Here is a 23,851-nt window from a genome sequence, read left to right on the forward strand (position 1 = left end):
TGGACTGTTGTTGCTTGCAGTATGCAGCAGTGCGGTTTTGTATTACTTGGTCGTGCAGGTGACCGAGGGGATAACCCGAAGGCTACTCGCCGGTCGCCTTGGCGATGATTTCCTTCGAGACGTTCGACGGAACCTCTGCGTAGGAATCGAACACCATGGAGAAGTTCGCCCGGCCCTGGGTCTTGGACCGCAGGTCACCGATGTAACCGAACATCTCCGAGAGCGGAACCAGCGCCTTCACGACACGGGCACCACTGCGTTCCTCCATGGCCTGGATCTGGCCACGGCGGGAGTTGAGGTCGCCGATCACTTCACCCATGTAGTCCTCGGGGGTGGTGACCTCGACAGCCATGAGCGGCTCGAGGATGACCGGAGCAGCCTTGCGGGCAGCTTCCTTCAGAGCCTGCGAACCGGCGATCTTGAACGCCATTTCCGACGAGTCGACGTCGTGGTACGCGCCGTCGAGCAGCGTGACCTTGACGTTCACCAGCGGGTAACCGGCGAGCACGCCGTACTGCATCGCGTCCTGCGCACCGGCGTCGACGGACGGGATGTACTCGCGCGGCACGCGGCCACCGGTGACCTTGTTCTCGAACTCGTAGGTCGCGCCGTCCTCGCCCTTGAAGGGCTCCAGGGCGATGATGACCTTCGCGAACTGGCCGGAACCACCGGTCTGCTTCTTGTGCGTGAACTCGAGCTTCTCGACCGGCTTGGTGATGGTCTCGCGGTACGCGACCTGCGGCTTGCCGACGTTGGCCTCGACCTTGAACTCGCGACGCATACGGTCGACGAGGATGTCGAGGTGGAGCTCGCCCATGCCGCCGATGACGGTCTGGCCGGTCTCCTCGTCGAGCTCGACCGAGAAGGTCGGGTCCTCTTCGGCGAGCTTCTGGATCGCGGTGCCCAGCTTCTCCTGGTCGGACTTGGTCTTGGGCTCGATCGAGACCTGGATGACCGGGTCCGGGAAGGTCATGGACTCGAGCACGATCGGGGCGTCCTGCGCGCACAGGGTGTCGCCGGTCGTGGTGTCCTTCAGGCCGATCATCGCGTAGATGTGGCCCGCAACGGCCTCGTCGACCGGGTTCTCCTTGTTGGCGTGCATCTGGAACAGCTTGCCGATGCGCTCCTTCTTGCCCTTGGTGGCGTTGAGCACCTGGGAGCCCGGCTCGACCCGGCCCGAGTACACGCGCACGAAGGTGAGCTTGCCGAAGAACGGATGCGCAGCGATCTTGAAGGCCAGCGCCGAGAACGGCTCTTCCTTGCTCGGCTTACGGGTGAGGACCTCTTCCTCGTCGCCCAGCTTGGTGCCCTGGACCTCGCCGATGTCCAGCGGGTTCGGCAGGTAGTCGATGACCGCGTCGAGCATGGGCTGAACACCCTTGTTCTTGAACGCGGAACCGCACAGCACCGGGTAGAGCTCGGAGTTGACCGTCATCTTGCGGATGGCAGCCTTGATCTCCGCGACGGTGAGTTCCTCGCCCCCGAAGTACTTCTCCATGAGCTCTTCGTCGGACTCGGCAACGGTCTCGAGCAGCTTCTCGCGGTACTCGGCGGCCTTGTCGGCGAGGTCGGCGGGGATCTCCTCGATGGTCGGCTCGGCGCCGATCTCGACGGTGCCGCGCCAGGTGATGGCCTTCATCTCGACCAGGTCGACGACGCCGTCGAAGGCATCCTCGGCGCCGATCGGGAGCTGCAGGACCAGCGGCTTCGCACCGAGACGATCGATGATCGTCTGCACGGTGAAGTAGAAGTCCGCGCCCATCTTGTCCATCTTGTTGACGAAGCAGATGCGCGGAACATCGTACTTGGCAGCCTGGCGCCAGACCTGCTCGGACTGGGGCTCGACGCCCTCCTTGCCGTCGAACACGGCGACTGCGCCGTCGAGGACGCGCAGGGACCGCTCGACCTCGACCGTGAAGTCGACGTGGCCGGGGGTGTCGATGATGTTGATCTGGTTCTTGTTCCAGAAACAGGTGACGGCGGCGGAGGTGATGGTGATACCACGCTCCTTCTCCTGCTCCATCCAGTCGGTGGTGGAAGCACCGTCGTGGGTCTCACCGATCTTGTAGTTCACACCGGTGTAGAAGAGGATGCGCTCGGTCGTGGTGGTCTTGCCGGCATCGATGTGCGCCATGATGCCGATGTTGCGGACCTTGTTCAGGTCGGTCAGCACTTCCTGTGCCACAGGTAAACCCCGCTCGTAGCTCGTGTCGGTCCTTGGGTGCGGACCACGTGTTCTTGTGTTGTCAGCCGGCCGTCACAGGACCGACACAGTTGTGCGAGCAGCCGACCGGGAGGACGTGGTTACCGATCCTCCCGGCCGGCAACGACTCACCAGCGGTAGTGCGCGAACGCCTTGTTGGCTTCAGCCATCTTGTGGGTGTCCTCGCGACGCTTCACGGACGCGCCGAGACCGTTGCTCGCGTCGAGAAGCTCGTTGGCCAGACGCTCCACCATGGTCTTCTCACGACGCTGACGCGCGAAGGTGACCAGCCAGCGCAGGGCCAGCGTGGTGGAACGGCCCGGGCGAACCTCCACCGGGACCTGGTAGGTGGCACCACCGACGCGGCGGCTGCGGACCTCGAGGGCGGGCTTGACGTTGTCGAGCGCGCGCTTGAGGGTGACGACCGGATCGGTGCCGGTCTTCTCGCGAGCCTGCTCGAGCGCCTCGTAGACGATGCGCTCGGCGGTGGACTTCTTGCCGTCCAGGAGAATCTTGTTGACCAGCTGCGTGACCAGCGGCGAACCGTAGACCGGATCGGCGATCAGCGGGCGCTTGGGAGCGGGACCCTTACGTGGCATCAGCCCTTCTCCTTCTTCGCGCCGTAGCGGCTACGCGCCTGCTTGCGGTTCTTGACACCCTGGGTGTCGAGCGAGCCGCGGATGATCTTGTAGCGGACACCCGGGAGGTCCTTCACACGACCGCCGCGAACGAGCACCATCGAGTGCTCCTGGAGGTTGTGGCCCTCACCGGGAATGTATGCAGTGACCTCGACAGCGCTGGTCAGGCGGACACGCGCGACCTTACGGAGAGCCGAGTTCGGCTTCTTCGGGGTGGTGGTGTACACGCGGGTGCACACGCCACGGCGCTGCGGGCTGCCCTTGAGGGCCGCGGTCTTGACCTTGGCGGCCTTGTCGCGGCGGCCCTTGCGGACCAGCTGATTGATGGTTGGCATCTACAGGCTTTCTCGTTGTCTGGAGCTGCTCATACGAGCAACCTCGGCTGTTCTGAAATTAGGGATCCATCGGTTGGGGCAAGGAAGCAACTGCCCCGCACCCGCCCCCCGTGTGCACACGAGGTCGGGCGTGTCGCGTACCCCCACACAGGCAGCCGGGGGCTCGCAAACTGCAGTTGTCTACAGACCGCGCGCACGGCACTACCTCGCATAGGCACACAGATCGGCCCGGGCATGCCGGACACGACCCACAACAATACCCGGCGCCGAGCCACGAGGTCAAAGTGAGCTGCGGCTCGTCCGCCGCCCCGCACAGGGCCTCAACTGCTCAGGTTCAGCGTGAGCCGGGCCAGCGTGGCGGCCGCCTCGCAGGGGTCGGGATGCCCCGAACCCGGCGCGTACTGCACCCACCAGCCGAAGATGCCCGCGGTGGACGCGTTCGCCGAGACACCGCACGAATCCGGATCGGCCGGTCGCCGCATCTGGATCGCCCGGCGGCCCTCGACCGTCGTGTTCTCCACCGCGTAGCCGAGCCGTTCCCCGGTCTCGCGTTCGGTGTCGAGGGCGCCCGTCTCGAACCAGTTGAAGGTCACCTTGACCGGACCGCTCGGGCCGTCGCCGTCCCAGCGGCAGATCGCGCCGAAGAACCCGCGCAACACGTAGTCCGCCCCGACGCTCTGCGCGATCTGCTCGTCGGTGACGGCGTCGCACTCGGTGAGCAGCTTGGTGAATTCCGTCGATGCGCCACCCCCGCCGGCACCCTCCTGCACGGCGCGACCCTCGATGGTGCGGCCGCATCCGGCGAGCACACCCCCGGCGACCGTGCAGGCCAGCACCGCCGCGGCCGCCCGTCGCACCCGTGCCGTGGGGGACCCGGTCGTGATCATTCCACCGCCCTCTCCACGGACAGTTCCGCTAGCCGGCGCGCGACCACGCACGCGTCCGCAGCGGGCGCGAAGTTGGAATAGGTGACGGACCAGTGGACGAAGTCGCCCCCGAACTGCAGGCCGATCTCGCACAGCACGGTCTGTCCCAACTCGTTCTGCGCCGAACCCATGAAGCCCGGGTGACCGCCGATCTCGACGTCCGCAGCGGGCCGGCCGATCAGATCCGAGCCGGCGCGTTCCCGGCCGATCGGGCTACCGCGGTACCAGGAGAACGTGACACTCGGGCCGCCGACGACGCTCTCCCATTCGCACCCGACCGAATTGCGGGTGACGGTCGTGAACGCGCCCAGGCCGAACGCGGCGGCCACCTCGTCGTCGGTGACCGAACTGCACTCTCCGAAGAACGGCCCCGGCTCGGTGACCTGCGGGACGGATGGCACTTCGGCGGCCGGCGGCGCGTCGTCGCCGGAACCGCACCCGGTGGCGGCGAGCCCGACGACCGCGACCGCGGCCAGCATCGTGGCCGGCTTGGCAAGCATGAGCACTGACCTTACCCAGCCGAGTGCTCGGCCGCCGGACGGCGACGCGCCACGTCGATCACCGTGTCGAGTTGCGCCGCCCAGTTCCGCACGATCTCGGCGCGGCGCCGCGAATCGTCGGTGAGCACGTCCGCGAGACCGAGACCGCGGGCGAGGTCCAGCGTGGCCTGCACCATGCGGTGCACGACCGGATCGGAACCGTCCGCACCGAGCTGGTCCACGGCCACGCGGTGCGCGACGCGCCCGAAGTGTTCCTCGAGCGGCACGATGCGCGCCCGCAGCTCCGGATCGGCCGCAGCGGCCGTCCACACCTGCAGCGCGGCCCGGAACAGGCTGCCGGTGTACTGGTCGACGAGCCGCGCCACGACGGCCTCGGTGCGGGCCGGACCGTGGGGCAGTTCGATGCTCTCGCTGCGCACCTGCTCCATGCGGCTGTCGAACATGAACTCGAGAGCCGCGGTGATGAGTTCCTCGCGGGTCGGGAAATGATGCTGTGTCGCGCCCCGCGAGACACCGGCACGTTCGGCGACGACACCGACGGTGGTCGCGCCCCACCCGAGTTCGGCGAGACAGTCGATCGTCGCTTCGAGCAGCCGCTGACGCGTCGCGCGGCTGCGGTCCTGCTTGGGCTCGCGGGTCACCGCTCCCCTCCGTGTGCATCGTGGTGTGTGGGTTGCCACGGCACTCCTCCCCCGGGCCGGCAGCAGACCCATGATGGCACCGCGCGGCACGTCGCCGGATGTACGGCGCGCCCTTTCGTACACTCGGGACCGACACGAACGGGGAGGGGGATCTCATCGTGGCAACACTTGTCCGGCGGGAGGACTATTTCGACGCGGCCATCGAGATCCTGTCGACGGACGATCACGGCGGTCTCAAACAGGCACCGCTGTGCCGGCACCTGTCCGTCACGACAGGGTCGTTCTACAACTATTTCGAGAGCTGGGGGCAGTTCAAGACCGAGTTCCTGCAGCACTGGCTCGACCAGCGCACCCTGCAGCTCGTGGACGCCGCCCGCCTCGTCGCCGAATCCGAACAGCGCCTCGAGCTGCTCATCGACTTCGCGTGCGCGCTTCCGCACCGTGCCGAATCCGCGATCCGGGCCTGGGCGCACAGCGACCCCGAGGTCCGGGCGGTGCAGAACACGGTCGACGAGCAACGATTCGAGGTCGTGCTCGAAGCCACCACCGGACTGCTCGGACCGGGTGCCGACGCGGAGAACTTCGCCCGCATGGGCCTGCTGCTCCTGTACGGATACCAGCAGTCGATGCCGCAGCCCGAGCTCGGGCAGCTGCGGTGGGCACTGCAACGGACGTTCTCGGACGCACTGAGCGTGCGCGCCGCGGACCGGCCCTCGCGGCCGACGGCGGTATGACCCCCGCGGCCCGCCGCGGTACGACCGCCCGAGCCCCTCGTCAGGCACGGTCGAGCAACACCTGTTCGAACTGGCGGCGCCACTCGGGAAGGTACGGATCGGTGCCGGCATCGCGCGGATCGATCGCGTAGCCGAGCGCGACACCGCGCATGCTGGTGTACACGAGGTCGCGGATCTCCGCGTAGCGGGGACGCGCCGTGAGGTCCTGACCGAAGAACCGGTCCGTCTGTTCCTTGATCATGCCGCCGAGCGCCCGCTCCAGCGGGAGCAGCTCGGTACGCAGGTCCTCGTGCGAACGCGCGGCCAGCCACAGCTCCATCGACGCCCAGAAGTACGGCTGGCGGAAGTGCTGCCACATCAGGTCCACCGCCACCGCGATGCGCTCGGCCGGGTCCGACGGCCACTGCCGGTTCCGGTCGACGTCGCGCACCCCGCGCGCGGCGAGGTGGTGGACCGCCGCGACGAGCAACGAGTCGCGGTTCGGGTAGTGGTGCAGCAGCCGTCCGCGGGACACACCGGCTGCCTGCTGGATCCGAACAGTCGTCGCGCGCGAGTAGCCGTGTGCGACGAGGACCTCGACGGCCGCGTCGAGAATCGTCGTGCGGGTGGCGCGGCTGCGTTCCTGCTCCGCGCGGCGTCGGCTGTCGTCGGCCGGACCGGTGCTCATGACTGCACTGTTCCTCACCGGAGCCCGCTCGATCAAAAACACCGCACCGGCCGATTCACATCCGCGACCACGCCGCCGGGCGGCGCTGCAGGAACGCGGTGATCCCCTCGACCGCTTCGTCGGAACCGAACAGGCGCGCGGACTGCGCGGCCAGTTCGTCGCCGTAACGGTCGAAGTCGGCGAGCATCCGCATCGTGGTGAGCCGCTTGGATTCGGCGAGGCCCTGCGGCGAGCACTCGGACAGCTCGGCGAGCAGTTCGTGCACGGTCGCAGCGGGATCGGCCGTCTCCATCGTGACCAGACCGATCGCCACCGCCTCCTCGGAACCGAAGCGTTCCCCGGTGAGGAAGTACCGGCCTGCGGCGCGCTGGGAGAGGCGGGGCAGCACTGTCAGGGAGATGATCGACGCGGCGAGACCGAGCTTGACCTCGGTCAGCGCGAACGTCGATCGTGGTCCCGCGACGACGATGTCGCACGCGCCGACGAGCCCCATCCCCCCGGCCCGCACGTGACCGTCGAGCATCGCGACGACCGGTTTCGGCAGTTCCAGGATCGCGCGCAGGAGCGCCGTCATCTCCCGGGTCCGTTCCGCGGCCGCCTCGGCCGGGTTGTCCGACGCCTCGCCGAGGTCCGCTCCGGCACAGAACGTTCCGCCGGTGTGGGTGAGGACGACCGAGCGGACCCCGGGATCGGACGCGGCCGCGTCCAGGCCGCGGCGTAGTTCGTCGAGCATGCGCGCCGAGAGCGCGTTGCGGTTGTGCGGCGAGTCGAGGGTCAGCGTCACGAACCCACGCGACCTCTCGTACCGCACGTACGTCTCGGATCGTTCCGGACCGGTCACCTGTGCCTCCTCGCTGGAACCGTCTCCTCACCGCGGACTCAGTAGGACCGCGGCAGCCCCAGAGAGTGCTGGGACACGAAGTTGAGGATCATCTCCCGGCTCACCGGGGCGACTCGCGCGATGCGCGCGGCGCCGAGGAGCGACGCGAGACCGTATTCCTGGGTGAGGCCGCCACCGCCGTGGGTCTGGATCGCCTGATCGATCGTCTTGATGCTGGCCTCCGCGCCTGCGTACTTCGCCATGTTCGCCGCTTCGGCGGCACCGAAGTCGTCGCCGCTGTCGTACAGGGCGGCGGCCTTCTGCATCATGAGCTTCGCGAGCTCGAGTTCGATCTTGCACTGCGCCAAGGGATGTGCGATCCCCTGGTGGGCGCCGATCGGGTCCTTCCACACGGTGCGCTCCCTCGCGTAGCGCACCGCCGCGTCGAGTGCGTAGCGTCCGAGCCCGACCGCCATCGCCGCACCGAGGATGCGTTCCGGGTTGAGCCCGGCGAACAGCTGCATCAGCGCCGCTTCCGGTTCACCGACCAGCGCGTCGGCGGGCAGTCGCACGTCGTCGAGGAACAGGGTGAACTGGTGGTCGGGTTCGATGATGTCCATTTCCATGGGCGTCTTGACGAAACCGGGTGTGTCGGTGGGCACGATGAACAGGGCGGGCCGCAGTTTGCCGGTCTTCGCGTCCTCGGTCCGGGCGACGACGAGCACCGCGTCGGCCTGGTCCACCCCGGAGATGAAGATCTTGCTGCCGCTGAGGATCCAGTCGTCTCCGTCGCGCTTGGCGACCGTGGAGATACGGTGCGAGTTCGAGCCGGCGTCGGCCTCGGTGATCCCGAAGGCCATGATCTTCGAGCCGTCCGCGATGCCCGGCAGCCACTGCTGCTTCTGCGCCTCGGTCCCGTATTTGGCGATGATGGTGCCGCAGATCGCGGGTGAGACTACGACCAGCAGCAGCCCGCAGCCCTTGGCGGCGAGTTCTTCCTGGACGAGCGCGAGTTCGTAGATGCCGGCGCCTCCGCCGCCGTACTCCTCCGGCAGGTTCACGCCGAGGAAGCCGAGTTTGGATGCCTCACTCCACAATTCGGTGAGCGGTTCGTGGCGACGCGCCTTCGGCAGCACGTAGTCGACGTAGTTGTACCGTTCGGCGAGCGCCGCGACCGCGGCGCGCAGCTGCTTCTGTTCGTCGGTTTCGATGACACTCATGCCCGGTCTCCTTCTGGGGTGTGCGCGTCCGGCTCGGCGACGACGGCCAGGATCGCGCCGACGGCAACCTGCGTGCCTACGGTGACGTTCAGTTCGGTGAGCACCCCCGCCGCGGGGGCGGTGATCGTGTGTTCCATCTTCATCGCGTCGAGCCACAGGATCGGCTGGCCGGCGGCGACGGTGTCGCCGGCCTGGGCGCCGAGGCGGATCACCGCGCCCGGCATCGGTGCGAGCAGCGACCCGGCGGCGACCTGCGTGGACGGATCGGTGAACCGGGGAACCTCGTACAGCCGGACCGGTCCGAGCCCCGAATCGACGTACACCGCATCGTCGTAACGGGCGACCCGGAATTCGCGGCGCAGTCCGTCCAGTTCGAGCACGATCCGGTCGGGCCGCTGGTCGAGCAGGACGACGGTGGTGTACCCGGCCGTGTCGGGTCCGCCGGTGACGAGGCCGGTGCGGCCGAGCCGGTACCGCACTTCGTGCTCGCCGTGGTCGCCGGTGTACGTCTTGACCTGCGGTCCGGACGGCAGGTTCCGCCAGCCGCTCGGCAGGCCCGCGTTCACCGACGCGGTGGCCCGGCGGTGCGCGGCGTCGGCGAGGGCCGCGGCCAGCGCCGAGACGGCCTCCGCCTGCGGGGTCGCGAGCGGTGCGGACAAGGCGTCGAGGCCGTGCGTGCCGAAGAACGCGGTGTCGGTGTCACCGGCGACGAACGCGGGATGCCGCAGCACGTTGACGAGCAGGTCGCGGTTGGTCCACAGCCCGTGCACCTCGGCGGAGGCGAGGGTGGCGGCGAGCAGCCGTGCGGCGACGGTGCGGGTCGGCGCGTACGAGACGACCTTGGCGAGCATCGGGTCGTAGTGCACCCCGACCTCGGTGCCGTCGACGATTCCCGAGTCCAGCCGGACCCCGGTCTCCCGGAGCACCGCGAACTCGGTGGCCGGGGCGGGCAGTGCGAGCCGGTGCACCGTGCCGGACTGCGGTTGCCAGTCCCGGGCCGGATCCTCCGCATAGAGCCGCACCTCGATCGAATGTCCGTGTACCGCAGGTGGTTCTGAGTCGAGCCGGCCACCGGCCGCGACGTGGAGCTGTAGATCGACGAGGTCGAGACCGGTGGTGCATTCGGTGACCGGATGCTCGACCTGCAGGCGGGTGTTCATCTCCAGGAAGAAGAACTCGCCCGTGGCGTCGCCGGTCGCGAGGAACTCGACGGTCCCGGCACCCTCGTATCCGATCGCCGTGGCCGCGAGACGTGCCGCCTCGAACAGCCGGTCCCGCATGCCGGGGACGGCCTCGACGAGCGGCGAGGGCGCTTCCTCGACGACCTTCTGGTGCCGCCGCTGGATGGAGCATTCACGTTCGCCGACCGCCCACACGGTGCCGTGCCGGTCGGCGAGCACCTGCACCTCGATGTGCCGTCCGGTCTCGAGATAGCGCTCGCAGAACACGGTGGGGTCGCCGAACGCGGACTGCGCCTCCCGCCGGGCCGCGGTCAGCTGCCCGTCGAGGTCGGCGAGGTCGCGTACGACCCGCATGCCGCGGCCGCCGCCTCCGGCCGACGCCTTGACGAGCACCGGCAGGTCCGCGGCGGTGACCGCGGCCGGATCGAGTTCCGCGAGCACCGGGACGCCCGCTGCGGCCATGATCTTCTTGGCCTCGACCTTCGAACCCATCTGCGCGATCGACGCGGGCGGCGGGCCGACCCACGTCAGTCCGGCGTCTTGGACCATCCGGGCGAATTCGGCGTTCTCCGAGAGGAATCCGTAGCCGGGATGGACAGCGTCGGCACCGGCGGCGAGCGCGGCGGCGACGATGAGATCGCCGCGCAGGTAGGTGTCGGCCGGGGCGTGGCCCGGCAGCCGCACCGCGACGTCGGCGTCGTCGACGTGCGGGCTGTGGGCGTCGGCGTCGGAGAACACCGCGACCGTCGCGAGGCCGGTGCGGCGGCAGGTCGCGAAGACGCGCCGGGCGATCTCACCACGGTTGGCGACGAGCACCCGGGAGACTGCGGAATCCGTTGTCATCGCGGCCTCACATCCGGAAGACGCCGAAGCCCTCGGCGCCTTCGATCGGGGTGGTGGCGACGGCCGACAGGCACATCCCCACCACGGTTCGGGTGTCCCGGGGGTCGATGACGCCGTCGTCGTAGAGGCGCCCGGACAGGAACATCGGGAGGGATTCGGCTTCGATCTGGTTCTCGATCGCCGCACGCATCGCTTCGTCGGCGGCCTCGTCGAACGCCTGGCCGCGCGCCTCGGCCGCGGCGCGACCCACGATCGAGACGACGCCGGCGAGCTGCGCCCCGCCCATCACCGCGGATTTCGCGCTGGGCCACGCGAACAGGAACCGCGGATCGTACGCGCGGCCGCACATGCCGTAGTGACCGGCACCGTAGGAGGCACCGAGCAGGATCGAGATGTGCGGGACCGTCGAGTTGGAGACCGCGTTGATCATCATCGCGCCGTGCTTGATCATGCCGCGTTCCTCGTATTCGCGGCCGACCATGTAACCGGTGGTGTTGTGCAGGAACAGCAGTGGCGTGTCCGCGCGGTTCGCGAGCTGGATGAACTGGGTGGCCTTCTGCGATTCCTCGTTGAACAGCACCCCGCGGGCGTTGGCGAGGATCCCGACGGGGAAGCCGTGCACCTGTGCCCACCCGGTGACCAGCGACGAGCCGTACAGGGGTTTGAACTCGTCGAAGTCGGAATCGTCGACGACGCGGGCGATCACCTCCCGCGGGTCGAACGGTGTGCGCAGATCCTCCGGGACGATGCCGAGCAGCTCGTCGGGATCGTGGCGCGGTTCCCGGACCACCGGGCTCGGGACCGGCCCCTTCTTCCGCCAGTTCAGACGCCGGACGATGTCGCGGCCGATACGCAGCGCGTCGTGCTCGTCGACGGCGAGATGATCGGCGAGACCGGAAGTGCGCGCGTGCATTTCAGCGCCGCCGAGCGTCTCGTCGTCGGATTCCTCACCGGTGGCCATCTTCACCAGCGGCGGGCCGGCCAGGAAGACCTTCGAGCGCTGTTCGATCATGACGACGTGGTCGGACATGCCGGGGATGTAGGCGCCGCCGGCGGTGGAGTTCCCGAACACCAGCGCGATGGTGGGGATGCCGGCCGCCGACAGGCGCGTGAGGTCGCGGAACAACCGTCCGCCCGGAATGAAGACTTCCTTCTGGGTCGGCAGGTCGGCGCCGCCGGATTCGACGAGCGAGATCAACGGCAGGCGATTCTGCATCGCTATATCGTTGGCACGCAGTGATTTGCGCAACGTCCACGGATTGCTCGTGCCGCCCCGGACGGTGGGGTCGTTGGCGACGATCACGCATTCGACGCCCTCGACCACGCCGATCCCGGTGACGACACTGGCGCCGACCGGGAATTCGGTGCCCCACGCGGCGAGCGGGGACAGTTCCAGGAACGGCGAGTCGGGGTCGAGCAGCAGTTCGATGCGTTCGCGCGGCAGCAGTTTTCCGCGTGCGTGGTGTCGCGCGACGTACTTGTCGCCGCCGCCGGCCAGGGCCTTGGCGTGCTCCCCGTCGAGCTCGGTGAGTTTGGCGGTCATCGTCTCCGAGGCCGCCGCATACTCGGCCGACGCCCGGTCGATCCGGGTGGTCAGGATGCTCATCCGGTGTACCCCAATCGTTTCGCGGCGAGTTCGGTGAGGATCTCGGAGGTGCCACCGCCGATTCCGAGGATGCGCATGTCGCGGTACTGGCGTTCCACCTCGGATTCGGCCATGTAGCCGAGACCACCGAACAGCTGGACGGCCTGATTCGCGACCCATTCGCCCGCCTCGACGGCGGTGTTCTTGGCGAAGCACACCTCGGCGAGGAGGTCGCCGTCGCCGTCCAGGGCGCGTTCGACGACGCGCCGCGAATAGACGCGTGCCACGTCGGTGCGGCGGGCCATCTCGGCGAGGGTGCGTTGCACGGACTGGCGGGTGATGAGCGGACGCCCGAAGGTCTCGCGGTCGCGGCACCACGCGACCGTCAGGTCGAGGCAGCGCTGCGCGCCGGAGTAGGCCTGGGCGGCCAGCGCGATGCGTTCGGAGACGAACGCCATCGCGATCTGCGCGAATCCGGTGTTCTCGGCGCCGACCAGGTTCGCGGCGGGGACCCGCACGTCCACGAAGGACAGCTCGGCGGTGTCGGAGGCGCGCCAGCCCATCTTGTCGAGCTTACGGGACACCGTGAATCCCGGTGTGCCCTTTTCGATCACGAGCAGGGACACTCCACCGGCCCCGGAGCCGCCGGTGCGCACCGCGGTGACGACGAAGTCGGCGCGGCATCCGGAGGTGATGTACGTCTTGGCGCCGTTGACGATGTAGTGGTCGCCGTCGCGGACGGCCCGGGTCGTCAGGTGCCCGACGTCGGAGCCGCCGCCGGGTTCGGTGATCGCGAGCGAACCGATCAGGTCGCCCGCGAGGGTCGGAGCGACCCACCTGCGGATCTGTTCCGGATCACCCGCGGCGATCAGGTGCGGCAGGGCGATGCCGCACGTGAACAGCGACGCGAAGGCGCCGCCGGAGGCACCGGCCTCGTGGAACGCCTCGCAGATCGTCAGGGTGTCGGCGGCGTCGCCGCCGGATCCGCCGATCGCTTCGGGGAATCCGGTGCCGAGCAACCCCAGCGCGGCGGCCTTCTTGTGCAGGTCGCGCGGCAGTTCGCCGTCGCGTTCCCAGTCCGCGAGGTGCGGCAGGATCTCGCGGTGCACGAACCCGGTGACGGTGTCGCGCAGGGCGGTGCGTTCGGGTGTGGTCCAGATGGTCACGTGGTGGCCTCCAGCAGAGTGTCGGGGATGTCGAGATGCCGAGCGCGCAGCCATTCACCCAGGCCCTTGGCCTGGGGGTCGAATCGGGCTCCGGAGGCCACGCCGCGGCCGAGGATGCCCTCGACGACGAAGTTCACGGCCCGCAGGTGCGGCAGCACGTGCCGGGTGACGGTCAGCGGCCGCGTCTCGGGGAGCAGTTCCTTCACGGCGTCGACGGTGAGGGTGTGGACCAGCCAGCGCCACTGGTCGTCGGTGCGGACCCACACGCCGATGTTGGCGTCGCCCCCCTTGTCGCCACTGCGGGCACCGGCAATCGTGCCGAGCGGAACGCGTCGGACGGGACCCGGCGGCAGCGGCTGCGGCAGATCCGGCTCGGGCAGCGCGTCGAGCGGCCGGGTCGGCGTCACGGGGTCGATGGCGGCTGCGGTTCCGTCCGGCAGTACCGCGGTGTGCGGGACGAGCGCGGCGTCGACGTAGGCGGCGGTGTACACGCCGTACGGCCGGCCGTTGCCGGGCGGCGCGGTCAGCGAGAAACCCGGATAGCCGGCGAGAGCGAATTCCACTGCGACGGAGGAGAATGCACGTCCCGCGAGGTTCGGGTCGCGGTCGCGGACCGTGCAGCGCAGCAGGGCGCTCGCGGCTTCTTCGGTGTCGGCGTCGGGATGGTCGGTGCGAGCGAGCGTCCAGTCGAGCTCCGCGGGCCGCACCGGCAGGTTCGCCTCCACCTGCCGCCGAGTGAGTTCCGCCTTGGCCTCGATGTCGAGGCCGGTGAGCACGAACACCGCTTCGTTCCGGAATCCGGCAAGCGTGTTGAGGCAGACCTTGAGCGTCGGCGGCGGGGCTTCGCCGCGCACCCCGGTGATACGGACCCGGTCGGGTCCGTCCTGGGCGAGCCGCGCGGTGTCGAGACGCGCGGTGACGTCCGGGCCGGCGTAGCGTCCGCCGGTCACTTCGTAGAGCAGTTGGGCGGTGACGGTACCGACGGTGACCGCACCCCCGGTGCCCGGATGTTTCGTGATCGTCGACGAACCGTCGGCGGCGATCTCCGCGATCGGGAATCCGGGCCGGTCGAGGTCCGCGATCTCGGTGAAGAACGCATAGTTGCCGCCGGTCGCCTGGGTGCCGCATTCGATGACGTGCCCCGCGACGACGGCTCCGGCGAGCGCATCGAAATCGTCTCGTGCCCAGCCGAAGTGCGCGGCCGCCGGCCCGACGATGACGGATGCGTCGGTGACGCGTCCGGTGACGACGACGTCGGCGCCGGCCTCGAGACACCGGGCGATACCCCACGCGCCGAGATAGGCGTTGGCGGTCAGCGGCGCCGGGTCGGCGGTGAAGCCGAGTTCGTCGACACGGCCGAGGAGGTCGTCGCCTTCGACGTGCGCGATCGCCGCGTCGACGCCGATGCGGCGGGCGAGCTCACGCAGCGCGGACGCCAGTCCCGCCGGGTTCAGTCCACCGGCGTTGGTGACGATCCGCACGCCCTTGTCGAGGGCGAGGCCGAGGCAGTCCTCAGCCTGGCGCAGGAAAGTCTTGGCGTAACCGAGATTCGGGTCCTTCAGCCGATCGCGCCCGAGGATGAGCATGGTCAGCTCGGCGAGGTAGTCACCGGTGAGATAGTCGAGTTCACCGCCGTCGAGCATCTCGCGCATCGCCGAGAACCGATCGCCGTAGAACCCCGAGCAGTTGCCGATCCGCACCGGTGCGCTCATCGTGCGGCCTCACTGCCGCGGCCGGCGCCGGGCGGTCCCGCGAACGCCTGGGCCAGGTCGAGCCACGCGTCGGCGTCGGGTCCGACTGCCACGAGCGCGGTGTCGTCGCGGTGCACCCGCTGAGTGACGAGCCGGCAGAAGTCGATTGCCGGGCCGCTGACGGACTGGGCCGCGTCGGTGGGTCCCCACTCCCAGACGGTGCCGTCGGGGGCGTCGAGGCGCACCCGGAACGGGCCGGCGGGCGGGGTGCGGTCGTGCACGGTGAACGCGAAGTCGCGGGTGCGGACACCGAGGTGCGCGACGTGACGCAGCCGCGCGGTGGGAGTCCGGGTCGCGCCGAGCGCGGCGGCGACGTCGCCGCCGTGTGCCCAGGTCTCCATGAGCCGGGCGGTGGCCATCGACGCGGCGCCCATGGGCGGGCCGTACCAGAGGATCTTGGTACCTGCCGGGACGGCGGCGAGCGCGGCGGCGAGGTCGCGGCGGGCGGCGCGCCAGTCGGCGAGCAGTTCCGCCGGTGGTCGGGCGGCCAGATCGGCGGCGCCCTTGTCGACGAATCCGGTCGGGTCGGCGAGGGCGGCATGTGCGGCGGCGACGAACGCGTCCGGGTCGCCGATCGCGGTGAGCGCCGCCCGGTCGGTCCACAGCAGGTGGCCGATCTGGTGGGCGACGGTCCAGCCGGCGGCGGGGGTCGGTGTCGCCCATTCGGCGGCAGGAAGGTCCGCGACCAGGGTGTCGAGGTCGTCGCCCTCGGCGCGCAGGTCGTCGAGAAGCGTGCGCAGCTCCGTCATGAGACCAGAGTCACACGCCACCGGCCATAAATCAAGCATTCGTGATTGTTTTTGCCGCACCGACCCGATATCCGCCAACGGACAGGACGGCCGCACGCGTCCTGGACGCGTGCGGCCGTCCCGCTCGCCTGCGGTCGCGGTGTCGGATGCGGAAGAACCTCAGATGTTGACGCCGTAGTCGCGGGCGATACCGGCGAGCCCGGACGCGTAACCCTGGCCGATGGCGCGGAACTTCCATTCGCCGCCGTGCCGGTAGACCTCACCGAAGATCATCGCGGTCTCGGTGGAGGCGTCCTCGGACAGGTCGTACCGGGCGAGTTCGACTCCGGTGTTGCGGTCGACGACACGAATGAAGGCGTTGACGACCTGGCCGAACGACTGTCCGCGTTCGATCGCCTCGTGGATCGAGACGGGGAAGAAGATGTTGGTGACACGGGGATCGAGAGCGACGAGGTCGATGTCGATCGATTCGTCGTCGCCGTCGCCCTCGCCGGTGAGGTTGTCGCCGGTGTGCTCGACGGCACCGTCGGGTGAGCGGAGGTTGTTGTAGAACACGAAGTGCTGGTCCGTCAGAACGCGGCGGTCCTGTCCGGTCAGCAGCGCCGAAGCGTCCAGGTCGTAGGCGGCACCCGTCGTGGTCCGCTGGTCCCAGCCCAGGCCGACGGTGATCGCGGTGAGGTTGGCGGTCTGCTTGGACAGCGAAACGTTACCGCCCTTGGCCAGGGATACGCTCATCTGTGCACTCCTTCGTGTTCGGTTGGTTCGAAACTTCTGCGGCCGGCACCTTCACGGCCGGGGTTCGTGTGGAACCGGGGGCCCGCTTCGGCCCGGTACCCGCGTCCGCACGATCATGCGTACCAGTTCCCCGGCCGGACCGGCGAGGGCGCGCGGCGGACGCCACACCGCGCGCAGTGTGCGGGACAGATCGAGCCCCTCGATCTCGACGATCCGCAGTTCCCCCGAGGCCAGATGGTCGGCGACGGCGAGCGTGCTGAGCACCGCGGGGCCGACACCGCTCAGGACGCTGGTGCGGACCGCCGCGCCGCTGCCCAGTTCGAGCAGCGGGCCGGGCCGGTCGTATTCCTCGAGCGCAAGGTCGAGGGTGCGCCGGGTGCCCGAGCCCTGTTCCCTCACCACCAGTGGTGTCGCGGCGAGCTCGGCGACGGTCACGGGTCGGCGGCGCCGCACCCACGGATGCTCCGGGGCGACGACCACGACGAGCCGGTCACGGGCGACCTCGACGCTGTGCAGCCCGTCCGGCACGGTCGGCCCCTCGACGAAGCCGACGTGGACGCGACCGTCCGCGACCGCGTCGCACACCTGCATCGAGTTGTGCACCTGCAGTTGGATCTGCACGTCGTCGCGCACCGTCCGGAACCGGCCCAGCCAGCGTGGAATGAGGTGTTCGGCGACGGTCATGCTGGCCGCGACGGTCAGTTCGGCGTGCCGCTCGACACGCAGCGAGTCGGCGGCGTCGAGGAGCCTGCGGACGTCGGCGAGCGCCTCCCGAGCCCAGTGCGCGACGACGGTTCCCTCGGGTGTGAGGGACGATCCGGCCCGTCCGCGCCGCACCAGCGCGGCACCGAGTTGCCGCTCGAGGCGCCGCAGGGATCGACTGGCGTTGGGCTGGGCGACGTCGGCGGCCCGCGCAGCCGCGCCGAGACTGCCGTGGTCGTCGACACCGACGAGAAGCTCGAGAGCTGCGAGATCCGGCCACTCGGTCATGACCGAATGATATGTCTTCGGCCGGTGCCATATCGATTCGATATGCCGCCATGCGGTTTCGGAGGCTAGCGGCGGAATCCGGCGGCCGAGATCATCGAAACCATGATCACCGTGCCCGCAGCGCCCGCGCTGCGCCTGCCCTCGTCCGCGCCGGGATTGCTGCTGTGCGCGGCCGGCGCGGCGGTCGCGCTCATCCTCGGCCACGCGGTGGGCGTCGCTCCCCTGCTCCTCGCGATCCTGCTGGGCGTCGCGCTGGCCAACACCGGCCTGCGCCGCGAGGGCGCCGCGACCCGGGTACTCGCCCCCGGTACCGCCGTCGCCGCGAAGAACCTGCTGCGCGTCGGCGTCGCGCTGCTCGGCCTGCAACTGCTGGTCCCGGACGTCCTGGCACTCGGATGGGGAACCCTCGCCGTCGCGGTCGCGGTCGTCGCGCTCGGTATCGCGGGCACGCTGTGGCTCGGAGCCCGGCTCGGACTCGGCTGGACTCAACGCCTCCTCATCGCGTGCGGCTTCTCGATCTGCGGGGCGGCCGCGGCTGCGGCCGTGGACGGCATGATCTCCGCGCGCACCCGCGAACTGGTGACCACGGTCGCGCTGGTCGTCGTGTTCGGCACCGCGATGATCCCCCTGCTTCCGATGCTCGCGAGTGGACTCGGATTGGACGGCACCCAGGCCGGAATGTGGGCCGGGGCGGCGGTGCACGAGGTCGCGCAGGTTGTCGCGGTCGGAGGCGCGCTCGACAATACCGCGGTCGCAGGAGCCGGGGGTGCGCTGACGGTGGCGGTGACCGTCAAGCTCGCGCGGGTCGCGCTGCTCGCACCCGTCGCCGCCGGAGTCGGGATCGCTGCCCGGCGCCGCGGCGCGACACCGGCGGACACCCGCCGGCCGCCGCTGGTGCCGCTGTTCCTGGTCGGGTTCCTCGCGTGTGCGGCGCTGCGTGCCACCGGGATCCTGCCCGCCCCGGCTCTGGAGGTCGCACATTCGGTGCAGGTGGCGTTGCTCGCGGCGGCGATGTTCGCGCTCGGCACGGGCGTGCGCCTCGACATGCTGCGCGGCATCGGATGGCGGCCCGTCGCCCTCGCCGGGTTCGCGACGGTATGGGTCACGGTGATCGCGTTCGCCGGAGTTCTGCTGGTCCACCCGCTCGGATAGAGCACACTGCGTTCATGGAAATCCTGGGTTTCGACGACGCGGCCGCCGTCCTGGCCGCGCAGCCGTTCAGCGTGCTCGTCGGCGCGCGTCTGACCGTTTATGCGCCACCGCGCGCGGTGCTCGAAATCCCGCTGCGACCGGAGTTGATGCAACAGTTCGGTTTCGTCCACGGCGGAGTGCTCTCGTACGCGGCGGACAACGCGATCACCTTCGCCGCGGGCACGGTCCTCGGGCCGTCGATCGTCACCACCGGCTTCACGATCGACTACCTGCGGCCGGCCGGCGGGGTGCTGCTCCGGGCCGAGGCCTCGGTCGTCGAATCGACGAAGCGGCAAGCGCTGTGCCGGTGCGAGATCGTCGCGGTCGACGGGAACGGCACCGAGAAGGTGTGTGCGGCGGCTCAGGGCAGCGCGCGGCTGATCGATCTGTCCCGTTAGCCACCGGTCGCGATCAGTACGGCCGCCGCGATGGCCAGCAGCGCGACCGCGGCGGTCACCACGACGTTGCGCCACCAGTGGTGCGAGACCGTCCCCGCCGCGAATCGGCGCACCCGCGCCCGGTGGCCGCGGCCCGCGGTGACCAGCAGATACAGCGCCGGGACCAGACACAGCAGCCCGACCGAGACGACCGCGGCATCGGGCCCCGGCACGAATCGCATGAAACCGAGAGCGACCGCGCCCAGCACCGATGCGGTGCGCAGCCACGCGAGACTGGTGCGTTCGGGCTGCAGCCCGGGATCGTCGTGGGTCGGCCGGCTCATGCGAGGATCGCGACGGCCAGCACCACCGCGGCGACGGCGAGGAGCCCGGCCAGCAGGAACGCGGCCCACGGCGGTGACAGCGGCCGCTCGGTGCGCATGGCCTCCTCGACGCGCACCCAGCGGATCAGTGCGGCGATCACCAGAACCGCCGCGAACACCAGCAGCAGGCAGGACACGGTGGTGCGGACGGCCGCACTCATCACGTCTCCGCCGAACGTCTCGAGTCCGACCGCTGCCGCGATGATGCCGAGCGAGGTGCGGATCCACGCCAGGAACGTGCGTTCGTTGGCGAGGGTGAAACGCGTGTCGGGGTCGGTGCCCTCCCGCAGTCCCCGCGGCCGCCAGTCCCGTCGTAGCGTCACAGTTACGAACAGTAGCGGCGGCGCGGCGGCCCGGGAGCCGTTCAGCCCACCACGAGATCGGTGCCGCGCGCCTCGATGGGCCGTGTCTTCAGAGGCCGCTTCGCAGGGCCCTTCGCGACGGTGCCGTCGAGGCGGAATCGGCTGCCGTGACAGTTGCACACGATCTCGTCGCCCTCGACTCCGCTGATGTTGCAGCCGGAATGGGTGCAGATCGCGACGAAGGCACGGAAGTCACCGGCGACCGGCTGCGACAGGACGAGGCGCTTGCCGTCGATCATCACGGCTCCTCCGACCGGAACGTCCGCGACACCGGCGACGACCTCCGCGTCGGGCCCGGGCGGCGCGGTCGTCGCGGCGGCGAGTTCCCCGTCGGCCGCACCCCCGTCGGAATCCGCGCCGACCGAGCTCCCGCACGCGGTGAGCACCGCGGTCGCCGCGACGGCACCGACACCGCCGAGCAGGGCCCGCCGCGGTAGCGAGGTGGGGGTCGTGGCCTGTGTGTCCGATGCCGCGGTGTTCATTCGCGTGTCCGTTCCGGTCGCCGGGGTGTGCGTCGGGAAGCCTAGCGACGGCACCGGGCGCGGGCAGCGACGTAGGTCACGGCCCGCGCCCGGCGGTGTCGTTCGGCCGGTCGGCGTCAGTGCATGACGACCGGCGCGCCCTGGCTGGGGAGTTCGGCGCGTTTGCGCGGCAGGAACGCGGCCGGGATCAGTGCCAGCACCATCACGCACGTCGCGACGAGGAACGTGGTTCCGAATGCGTCGGCGAGCGAGGACAGCAACGACTGCTGCACCTCCGGCGGAAGCTGCGCGACCATGTCGGGGTCGGGCGTCGCGGAGCCCTCCGGGGCGCCGGCGGGAGTCGCCATCTGGTTGGTGAGGATCACCGACATCGTGGCCGTGCCGATCGAGCCGGCGACCTGCTGCACGATGTTCATCAGCGTCGTGCCGCGCGCGATGCTGTGGTCGGTGAGGGTCTGCAGCGCCGCGGTCATCGTCGGCATCATGGTGCAGCCCATGCCCATGCCCATCACGAACAGGGCGCCGAGAAGCAGCACGTACGACGTGTCCACACCGACCTGGGTGAAGACCGCCATGCCGGCGCTGATGAGGGTCAGGCCGACCATCACGATCTTGCCGGGGCCGATCCGGTCGACGAGCTGACCGGCGATCGGCATCGTGAGCATCGCGCCGATGCCCTGCGGCGCGAGCAGCAGACCGGCGGACAGTGTGGTCTCACCGCGCACCTGCAGGAAGTAGCTGGGGAACAGCAGGCCCGCGCCGAAGAAGCCGATCGCGAACACCGACATGGTGAGCACCGCGAAGGTGAGCTGGCGGTTGCGGAACAGGTACAGGTCGACCAGCGCGTTCTTCGCGCGCAGGGCGTGGAACACGAACGCCCCGATGAGGATCAGGCCGATGATGCCGTTGATCAGCACGCGCGGGGACGCGACGGTCCCGGTCTCGGGAATCGACGACACGCCGAACAGGAACAGTGCCAGGCCCGGCGACAGCAACAGCATGCCGATGAAGTCGAACGACTCGGACTTGCTGGGCTGGTCCTTGGGCAGCACGACCATCGCGGTGATGAGCGCGACGATGCCGATCGGCAGGTTGATGAGGAAGATCCAGTGCCAGCTGGCGGACTCGATCAGCCAGCCACCGAGGATGGGGCCGCCGATGGGGCCGAGCAGCATCGGGATGCCGAGCACGGCCATGACGCGGCCGACGCGGTGCGGACCGGCGGCGCGGGTCATGATCGTCATGCCGAGCGGCATGAGCATGCCGCCGCCGAGGCCCTGCACCACACGGAACGCGATCAGCGACGTGACGTCCCACGCCATGCTGCACAGCACCGAACCCGCGACGAACAGGACGAGCGCGCCGAGGTAGAGCCGCTTGGAACCGAATCGGTCGGCGGCCCAGCCGGTCAGCGGGATGACGCTGGCCAGCGCCAGCGTGTAGGCCGTCATTGTCCAGGCGACGGTCGCGTAACTCGCCTGGAACTCCTCCATGAACGTCGGCAGGGCGACGGACACGACGGTGACGTCGAGGATGGACATGATCGCACCGAGGACCACCACGGAGGCGATCTTCAGTACGGCGGCGTCGAGTTTTCCGTCGGACGCGGCGACGGTGGAACCCTCTGATGGGGCTGTCATGGATGTTCTCCTGGTCGCAGGTGGCGCGGCGCACGCCCACCCGTGCCGACAACGACGCCGGAGAAAGCGCGTGGTGATTCGTCAGCGAAGAACCGGGGCGGTGCCGATATTCGCGATCGTAGCGACTCCCTCCGACCCGGCCCAACCTCTTTTCCCGCGCGCCAGTGGCCTTTGTGCTGGTCAGAGGACCCAAAGGACTCGCCGGGGCGATCTACGTCACATGGGGATCAGGCGACGGAGGAGCCGGGCCGGGCCGCGACGCGCGCCGATCTCGACCAGACGCGCGCGGTCGGTGATCTTCACCCGCGGGCGGCCGTGTGCCCGCCCGGCGGCGCGCTCGGCGTCGTCGATCGCCAGCCAGCCGCGCAGATCGACCCGGCTCGGGCGTCGCGACGCGAGCAACCGAGCCAGGTCCCGGCGCCCCTGCGCCGGGGTGGTCAGCTTTCCTGCGTCGAAGTCGGCGAGGAGCGCCGCGACCGTCTCCTTCGCACACGCCTTGTTGGTGCCGATCACCCCGCTCGGGCCGCGCTTGATCCAGCCGGTGACGTAGACGCCGTCCTCGACGCGGCCCGCCGTGTTCGGGATGACACCGCGACGCTCGTCGAACGGCACATCGGGCATCGGTACACCCCGGTACCCGATCGATCGCAGCACCAGCTGGGCGGGCAGATCCTCGTGCTCACCGGTGGGTCGGGCCACGACGCTGCCGTCCTCCGCTTCGATCGGTTCGTTGCGCACGAGCCGCACGCCGCTCACCCGGTCGTCGCCGAGCAGTTCGGTGGGCGAGGTCAGATACCGGAAGACGATGCGTTTGCGACCGGGCTGCGGTGCCGCCTGCGCGTACTCGTGTGCCAGCCGCATGCGCAGTCCGACGGCGGGATCGGCGGCCGCGGCCCGCGCGCTCGCCGGATCGAGTTCCAGCTCGGCGTCGTCGACGACGATGTCGACGCCGTGCAGGTCCGCGAGTGCCAGGAACTCCGGGTTGCTGTAGGCGGCCTGCGCAGGACCGCGACGGCCGAGCAGCACGACCTCCCGGATTCTGCTGCGTCGCAGCGCATCCAGGGCGTGGTCGGCGATGTCGGTGCGGGCCAGCTCGTCCACGTCCATCGTCAGGATCCGGGCGACGTCGATCGCCACGTTTCCGTTGCCGACGATCACCGCGGTGGTGCCGCTGAGGTCGAAGGTCCGGTCCGCGTAGTCGGGGTGCCCGTTGTACCAGGCGACGAACTCGGTGGCGGCGTGGCTCCCGGGCAGGTCCTCACCGGGGATGCCGAGACGGCGATCGGTGGAGGCCCCGACCGCGTAGATCACGGCGTGGTGGTGGTCGAGCAGCTCGGCGTGGGTGAGGTCGCGGCCGATCGCGACGTCGAGGTGCAGTCCGAATGCGTCGCGCCGGAACGACCGCTCGAACGATTCGGTGACGGTCTTGGTGCCGGGATGGTCCGGTGCGACGCCGGCGCGGACCAGCCCGAAGGGTGTCGGCAGGCGGTCGAACATCTCGACCTCGACGTCGGACCGTTCGAGCAGTTCCTGGGCGGCGTAGCAGGCGGAGGGTCCGGCTCCGACGACGGCGACCCGCAGCGTGCCGCGGTCGCGGGGCGGCGCCGGGGGGGGCGTAAGCCGGATACGCAGCCCAGGAACTGCGGGAACGGAACGAAGGCGAGGACGCGAGGTGCAGTTCGGTGACGCGGGCGTGGCTCGGGGGCAGGGGTGCCGCTGGGAAGGTCACCCG

23 protein-coding genes and 1 pseudogene are annotated in these 23,851 nt (G+C 69.7%); 3 read left to right on the forward strand and 21 right to left on the reverse strand.

All coding sequences use genetic code 11. From position 1 onward, the window contains the following. Nucleotides 1-82: 82 nt before the first annotated feature. The 6 genes from fusA to A8G15_RS12505 all read right to left on the reverse strand — a co-directional run bounded on the left by fusA (nucleotide 83) and on the right by A8G15_RS12505 (nucleotide 5,243). The gene (gene fusA / locus A8G15_RS12480) at nucleotides 83-2,185 is read right to left on the reverse strand and encodes an elongation factor G (RefSeq protein WP_068159520.1); all 2,103 of its coding nucleotides are present in this window, start codon (nucleotides 2,183-2,185) and stop codon (nucleotides 83-85) included. Between the two features lie 146 nt (nucleotides 2,186-2,331). Continuing rightward, the gene (gene rpsG, locus A8G15_RS12485; RefSeq protein ID WP_068159523.1) at nucleotides 2,332-2,802 is read right to left on the reverse strand and encodes a 30S ribosomal protein S7; all 471 of its coding nucleotides are present in this window, start codon (nucleotides 2,800-2,802) and stop codon (nucleotides 2,332-2,334) included. Beyond that, nucleotides 2,802-3,176 carry a 30S ribosomal protein S12 gene (gene rpsL / locus A8G15_RS12490; RefSeq protein WP_068159526.1) on the reverse strand — a complete coding sequence of 125 codons (375 nt, stop codon included), beginning with the start codon at nucleotides 3,174-3,176 and terminating at the stop codon, nucleotides 2,802-2,804. Before rpsL ends, rpsG begins: the two co-directional genes overlap by 1 nt. A gap of 320 nt (nucleotides 3,177-3,496) precedes the next feature. Continuing rightward, entirely contained in the window at nucleotides 3,497-4,063 is a 567-nt protein-coding gene (locus tag A8G15_RS12495; protein ID WP_068159529.1) for a DUF3558 domain-containing protein, read from the reverse strand. Then, nucleotides 4,060-4,602 (reverse strand): DUF3558 domain-containing protein, encoded by a 543-nt coding sequence (locus A8G15_RS12500; RefSeq protein ID WP_211270153.1) that lies wholly within the window; start codon nucleotides 4,600-4,602, stop codon nucleotides 4,060-4,062. Before A8G15_RS12500 ends, A8G15_RS12495 begins: the two co-directional genes overlap by 4 nt. Before the next feature lie 11 nt (nucleotides 4,603-4,613). Beyond that, nucleotides 4,614-5,243, reverse strand: coding sequence for a TetR/AcrR family transcriptional regulator (locus tag A8G15_RS12505; RefSeq protein ID WP_068159531.1), 630 nt, complete (start codon nucleotides 5,241-5,243; stop codon nucleotides 4,614-4,616). A 158-nt stretch (nucleotides 5,244-5,401) separates the two neighbouring features. Here A8G15_RS12505 and A8G15_RS12510 point away from each other — a divergent pair, with 158 nt between their 5' ends. Continuing rightward, complete coding sequence (locus tag A8G15_RS12510) at nucleotides 5,402-5,977, forward strand: TetR/AcrR family transcriptional regulator (RefSeq protein ID WP_068159601.1); 576 nt, start codon at nucleotides 5,402-5,404, stop codon at nucleotides 5,975-5,977. A gap of 40 nt (nucleotides 5,978-6,017) precedes the next feature. Here A8G15_RS12510 and A8G15_RS12515 read toward each other — a convergent pair whose 3' ends face one another. From A8G15_RS12515 to A8G15_RS12560, 10 genes are all read right to left on the reverse strand, one after another. Further along, complete coding sequence (locus tag A8G15_RS12515; RefSeq protein WP_068159533.1) at nucleotides 6,018-6,644, reverse strand: TetR/AcrR family transcriptional regulator; 627 nt, start codon at nucleotides 6,642-6,644, stop codon at nucleotides 6,018-6,020. 55 nt (nucleotides 6,645-6,699) lie between these two features. Further along, nucleotides 6,700-7,485 (reverse strand): enoyl-CoA hydratase family protein, encoded by a 786-nt coding sequence (locus A8G15_RS12520; protein ID WP_068159536.1) that lies wholly within the window; start codon nucleotides 7,483-7,485, stop codon nucleotides 6,700-6,702. A gap of 38 nt (nucleotides 7,486-7,523) precedes the next feature. After that, a complete protein-coding gene (locus A8G15_RS12525; protein ID WP_068159538.1) occupies nucleotides 7,524-8,684 on the reverse strand; it encodes an acyl-CoA dehydrogenase family protein in 1,161 nt (386 codons plus the stop codon). Then, on the reverse strand, nucleotides 8,681-10,708 hold the full coding sequence (locus A8G15_RS12530) for an acetyl/propionyl/methylcrotonyl-CoA carboxylase subunit alpha (protein WP_068159541.1): 2,028 nt from the start codon (nucleotides 10,706-10,708) through the stop codon (nucleotides 8,681-8,683). The genes A8G15_RS12525 and A8G15_RS12530 overlap by 4 nt, the downstream gene beginning before the upstream one ends. 7 nt (nucleotides 10,709-10,715) lie before the next feature. After that, a complete protein-coding gene (locus tag A8G15_RS12535; RefSeq protein WP_068159543.1) occupies nucleotides 10,716-12,314 on the reverse strand; it encodes an acyl-CoA carboxylase subunit beta in 1,599 nt (532 codons plus the stop codon). Further along, nucleotides 12,311-13,459: an acyl-CoA dehydrogenase family protein gene (locus A8G15_RS12540; protein WP_068159545.1), complete on the reverse strand. Its 1,149-nt coding sequence runs from the start codon at nucleotides 13,457-13,459 to the stop codon at nucleotides 12,311-12,313. Before A8G15_RS12540 ends, A8G15_RS12535 begins: the two co-directional genes overlap by 4 nt. Beyond that, nucleotides 13,456-15,171, reverse strand: coding sequence for an acyclic terpene utilization AtuA family protein (locus A8G15_RS12545; protein WP_068159547.1), 1,716 nt, complete (start codon nucleotides 15,169-15,171; stop codon nucleotides 13,456-13,458). Before A8G15_RS12545 ends, A8G15_RS12540 begins: the two co-directional genes overlap by 4 nt. Next, nucleotides 15,168-15,959 carry a TIGR03084 family metal-binding protein gene (locus tag A8G15_RS12550; protein WP_068159550.1) on the reverse strand — a complete coding sequence of 264 codons (792 nt, stop codon included), beginning with the start codon at nucleotides 15,957-15,959 and terminating at the stop codon, nucleotides 15,168-15,170. Before A8G15_RS12550 ends, A8G15_RS12545 begins: the two co-directional genes overlap by 4 nt. A gap of 159 nt (nucleotides 15,960-16,118) precedes the next feature. Next, nucleotides 16,119-16,694, reverse strand: coding sequence for a TerD family protein (locus tag A8G15_RS12555; protein WP_068159552.1), 576 nt, complete (start codon nucleotides 16,692-16,694; stop codon nucleotides 16,119-16,121). Between the two features lie 51 nt (nucleotides 16,695-16,745). Continuing rightward, complete coding sequence (locus tag A8G15_RS12560) at nucleotides 16,746-17,684, reverse strand: LysR family transcriptional regulator (protein WP_068159553.1); 939 nt, start codon at nucleotides 17,682-17,684, stop codon at nucleotides 16,746-16,748. Between the two features lie 102 nt (nucleotides 17,685-17,786). Between A8G15_RS12560 and A8G15_RS12565 the strand changes: the two genes are divergently transcribed. Both A8G15_RS12565 and A8G15_RS12570 read left to right on the forward strand, forming a co-directional pair. Further along, nucleotides 17,787-18,836: a YeiH family protein gene (locus A8G15_RS12565; protein WP_068159554.1), complete on the forward strand. Its 1,050-nt coding sequence runs from the start codon at nucleotides 17,787-17,789 to the stop codon at nucleotides 18,834-18,836. 14 nt (nucleotides 18,837-18,850) lie between these two features. Then, complete coding sequence (locus tag A8G15_RS12570; protein WP_068159555.1) at nucleotides 18,851-19,273, forward strand: PaaI family thioesterase; 423 nt, start codon at nucleotides 18,851-18,853, stop codon at nucleotides 19,271-19,273. Here the strand turns inward: A8G15_RS12570 and A8G15_RS12575 are convergent. The 5 genes and pseudogenes from A8G15_RS12575 to A8G15_RS12595 form a co-directional block, all read right to left on the reverse strand. After that, nucleotides 19,270-19,596 carry a DUF202 domain-containing protein gene (locus A8G15_RS12575; protein ID WP_068159557.1) on the reverse strand — a complete coding sequence of 109 codons (327 nt, stop codon included), beginning with the start codon at nucleotides 19,594-19,596 and terminating at the stop codon, nucleotides 19,270-19,272. The genes A8G15_RS12570 and A8G15_RS12575 overlap by 4 nt on opposite strands. Next, nucleotides 19,593-19,958 carry a YidH family protein gene (locus A8G15_RS12580; RefSeq protein ID WP_068159559.1) on the reverse strand — a complete coding sequence of 122 codons (366 nt, stop codon included), beginning with the start codon at nucleotides 19,956-19,958 and terminating at the stop codon, nucleotides 19,593-19,595. Before A8G15_RS12580 ends, A8G15_RS12575 begins: the two co-directional genes overlap by 4 nt. A 41-nt stretch (nucleotides 19,959-19,999) precedes the next feature. Beyond that, nucleotides 20,000-20,479: a QcrA and Rieske domain-containing protein gene (locus A8G15_RS12585; RefSeq protein WP_068159561.1), complete on the reverse strand. Its 480-nt coding sequence runs from the start codon at nucleotides 20,477-20,479 to the stop codon at nucleotides 20,000-20,002. A gap of 116 nt (nucleotides 20,480-20,595) precedes the next feature. Then, nucleotides 20,596-22,119 (reverse strand): DHA2 family efflux MFS transporter permease subunit, encoded by a 1,524-nt coding sequence (locus A8G15_RS12590; RefSeq protein WP_068159563.1) that lies wholly within the window; start codon nucleotides 22,117-22,119, stop codon nucleotides 20,596-20,598. Between the two features lie 216 nt (nucleotides 22,120-22,335). Further along, a pseudogene (locus tag A8G15_RS12595) lies at nucleotides 22,336-23,745 on the reverse strand (FAD-dependent oxidoreductase); the annotation flags it as partial. Between the last annotated feature and the right edge of the window lie 106 nt (nucleotides 23,746-23,851).

The organism is Rhodococcus phenolicus, from assembly GCF_001646785.1.
GTDB classification, from domain to species: Bacteria; Actinomycetota; Actinomycetes; order Mycobacteriales; family Mycobacteriaceae; genus Rhodococcus; species Rhodococcus phenolicus.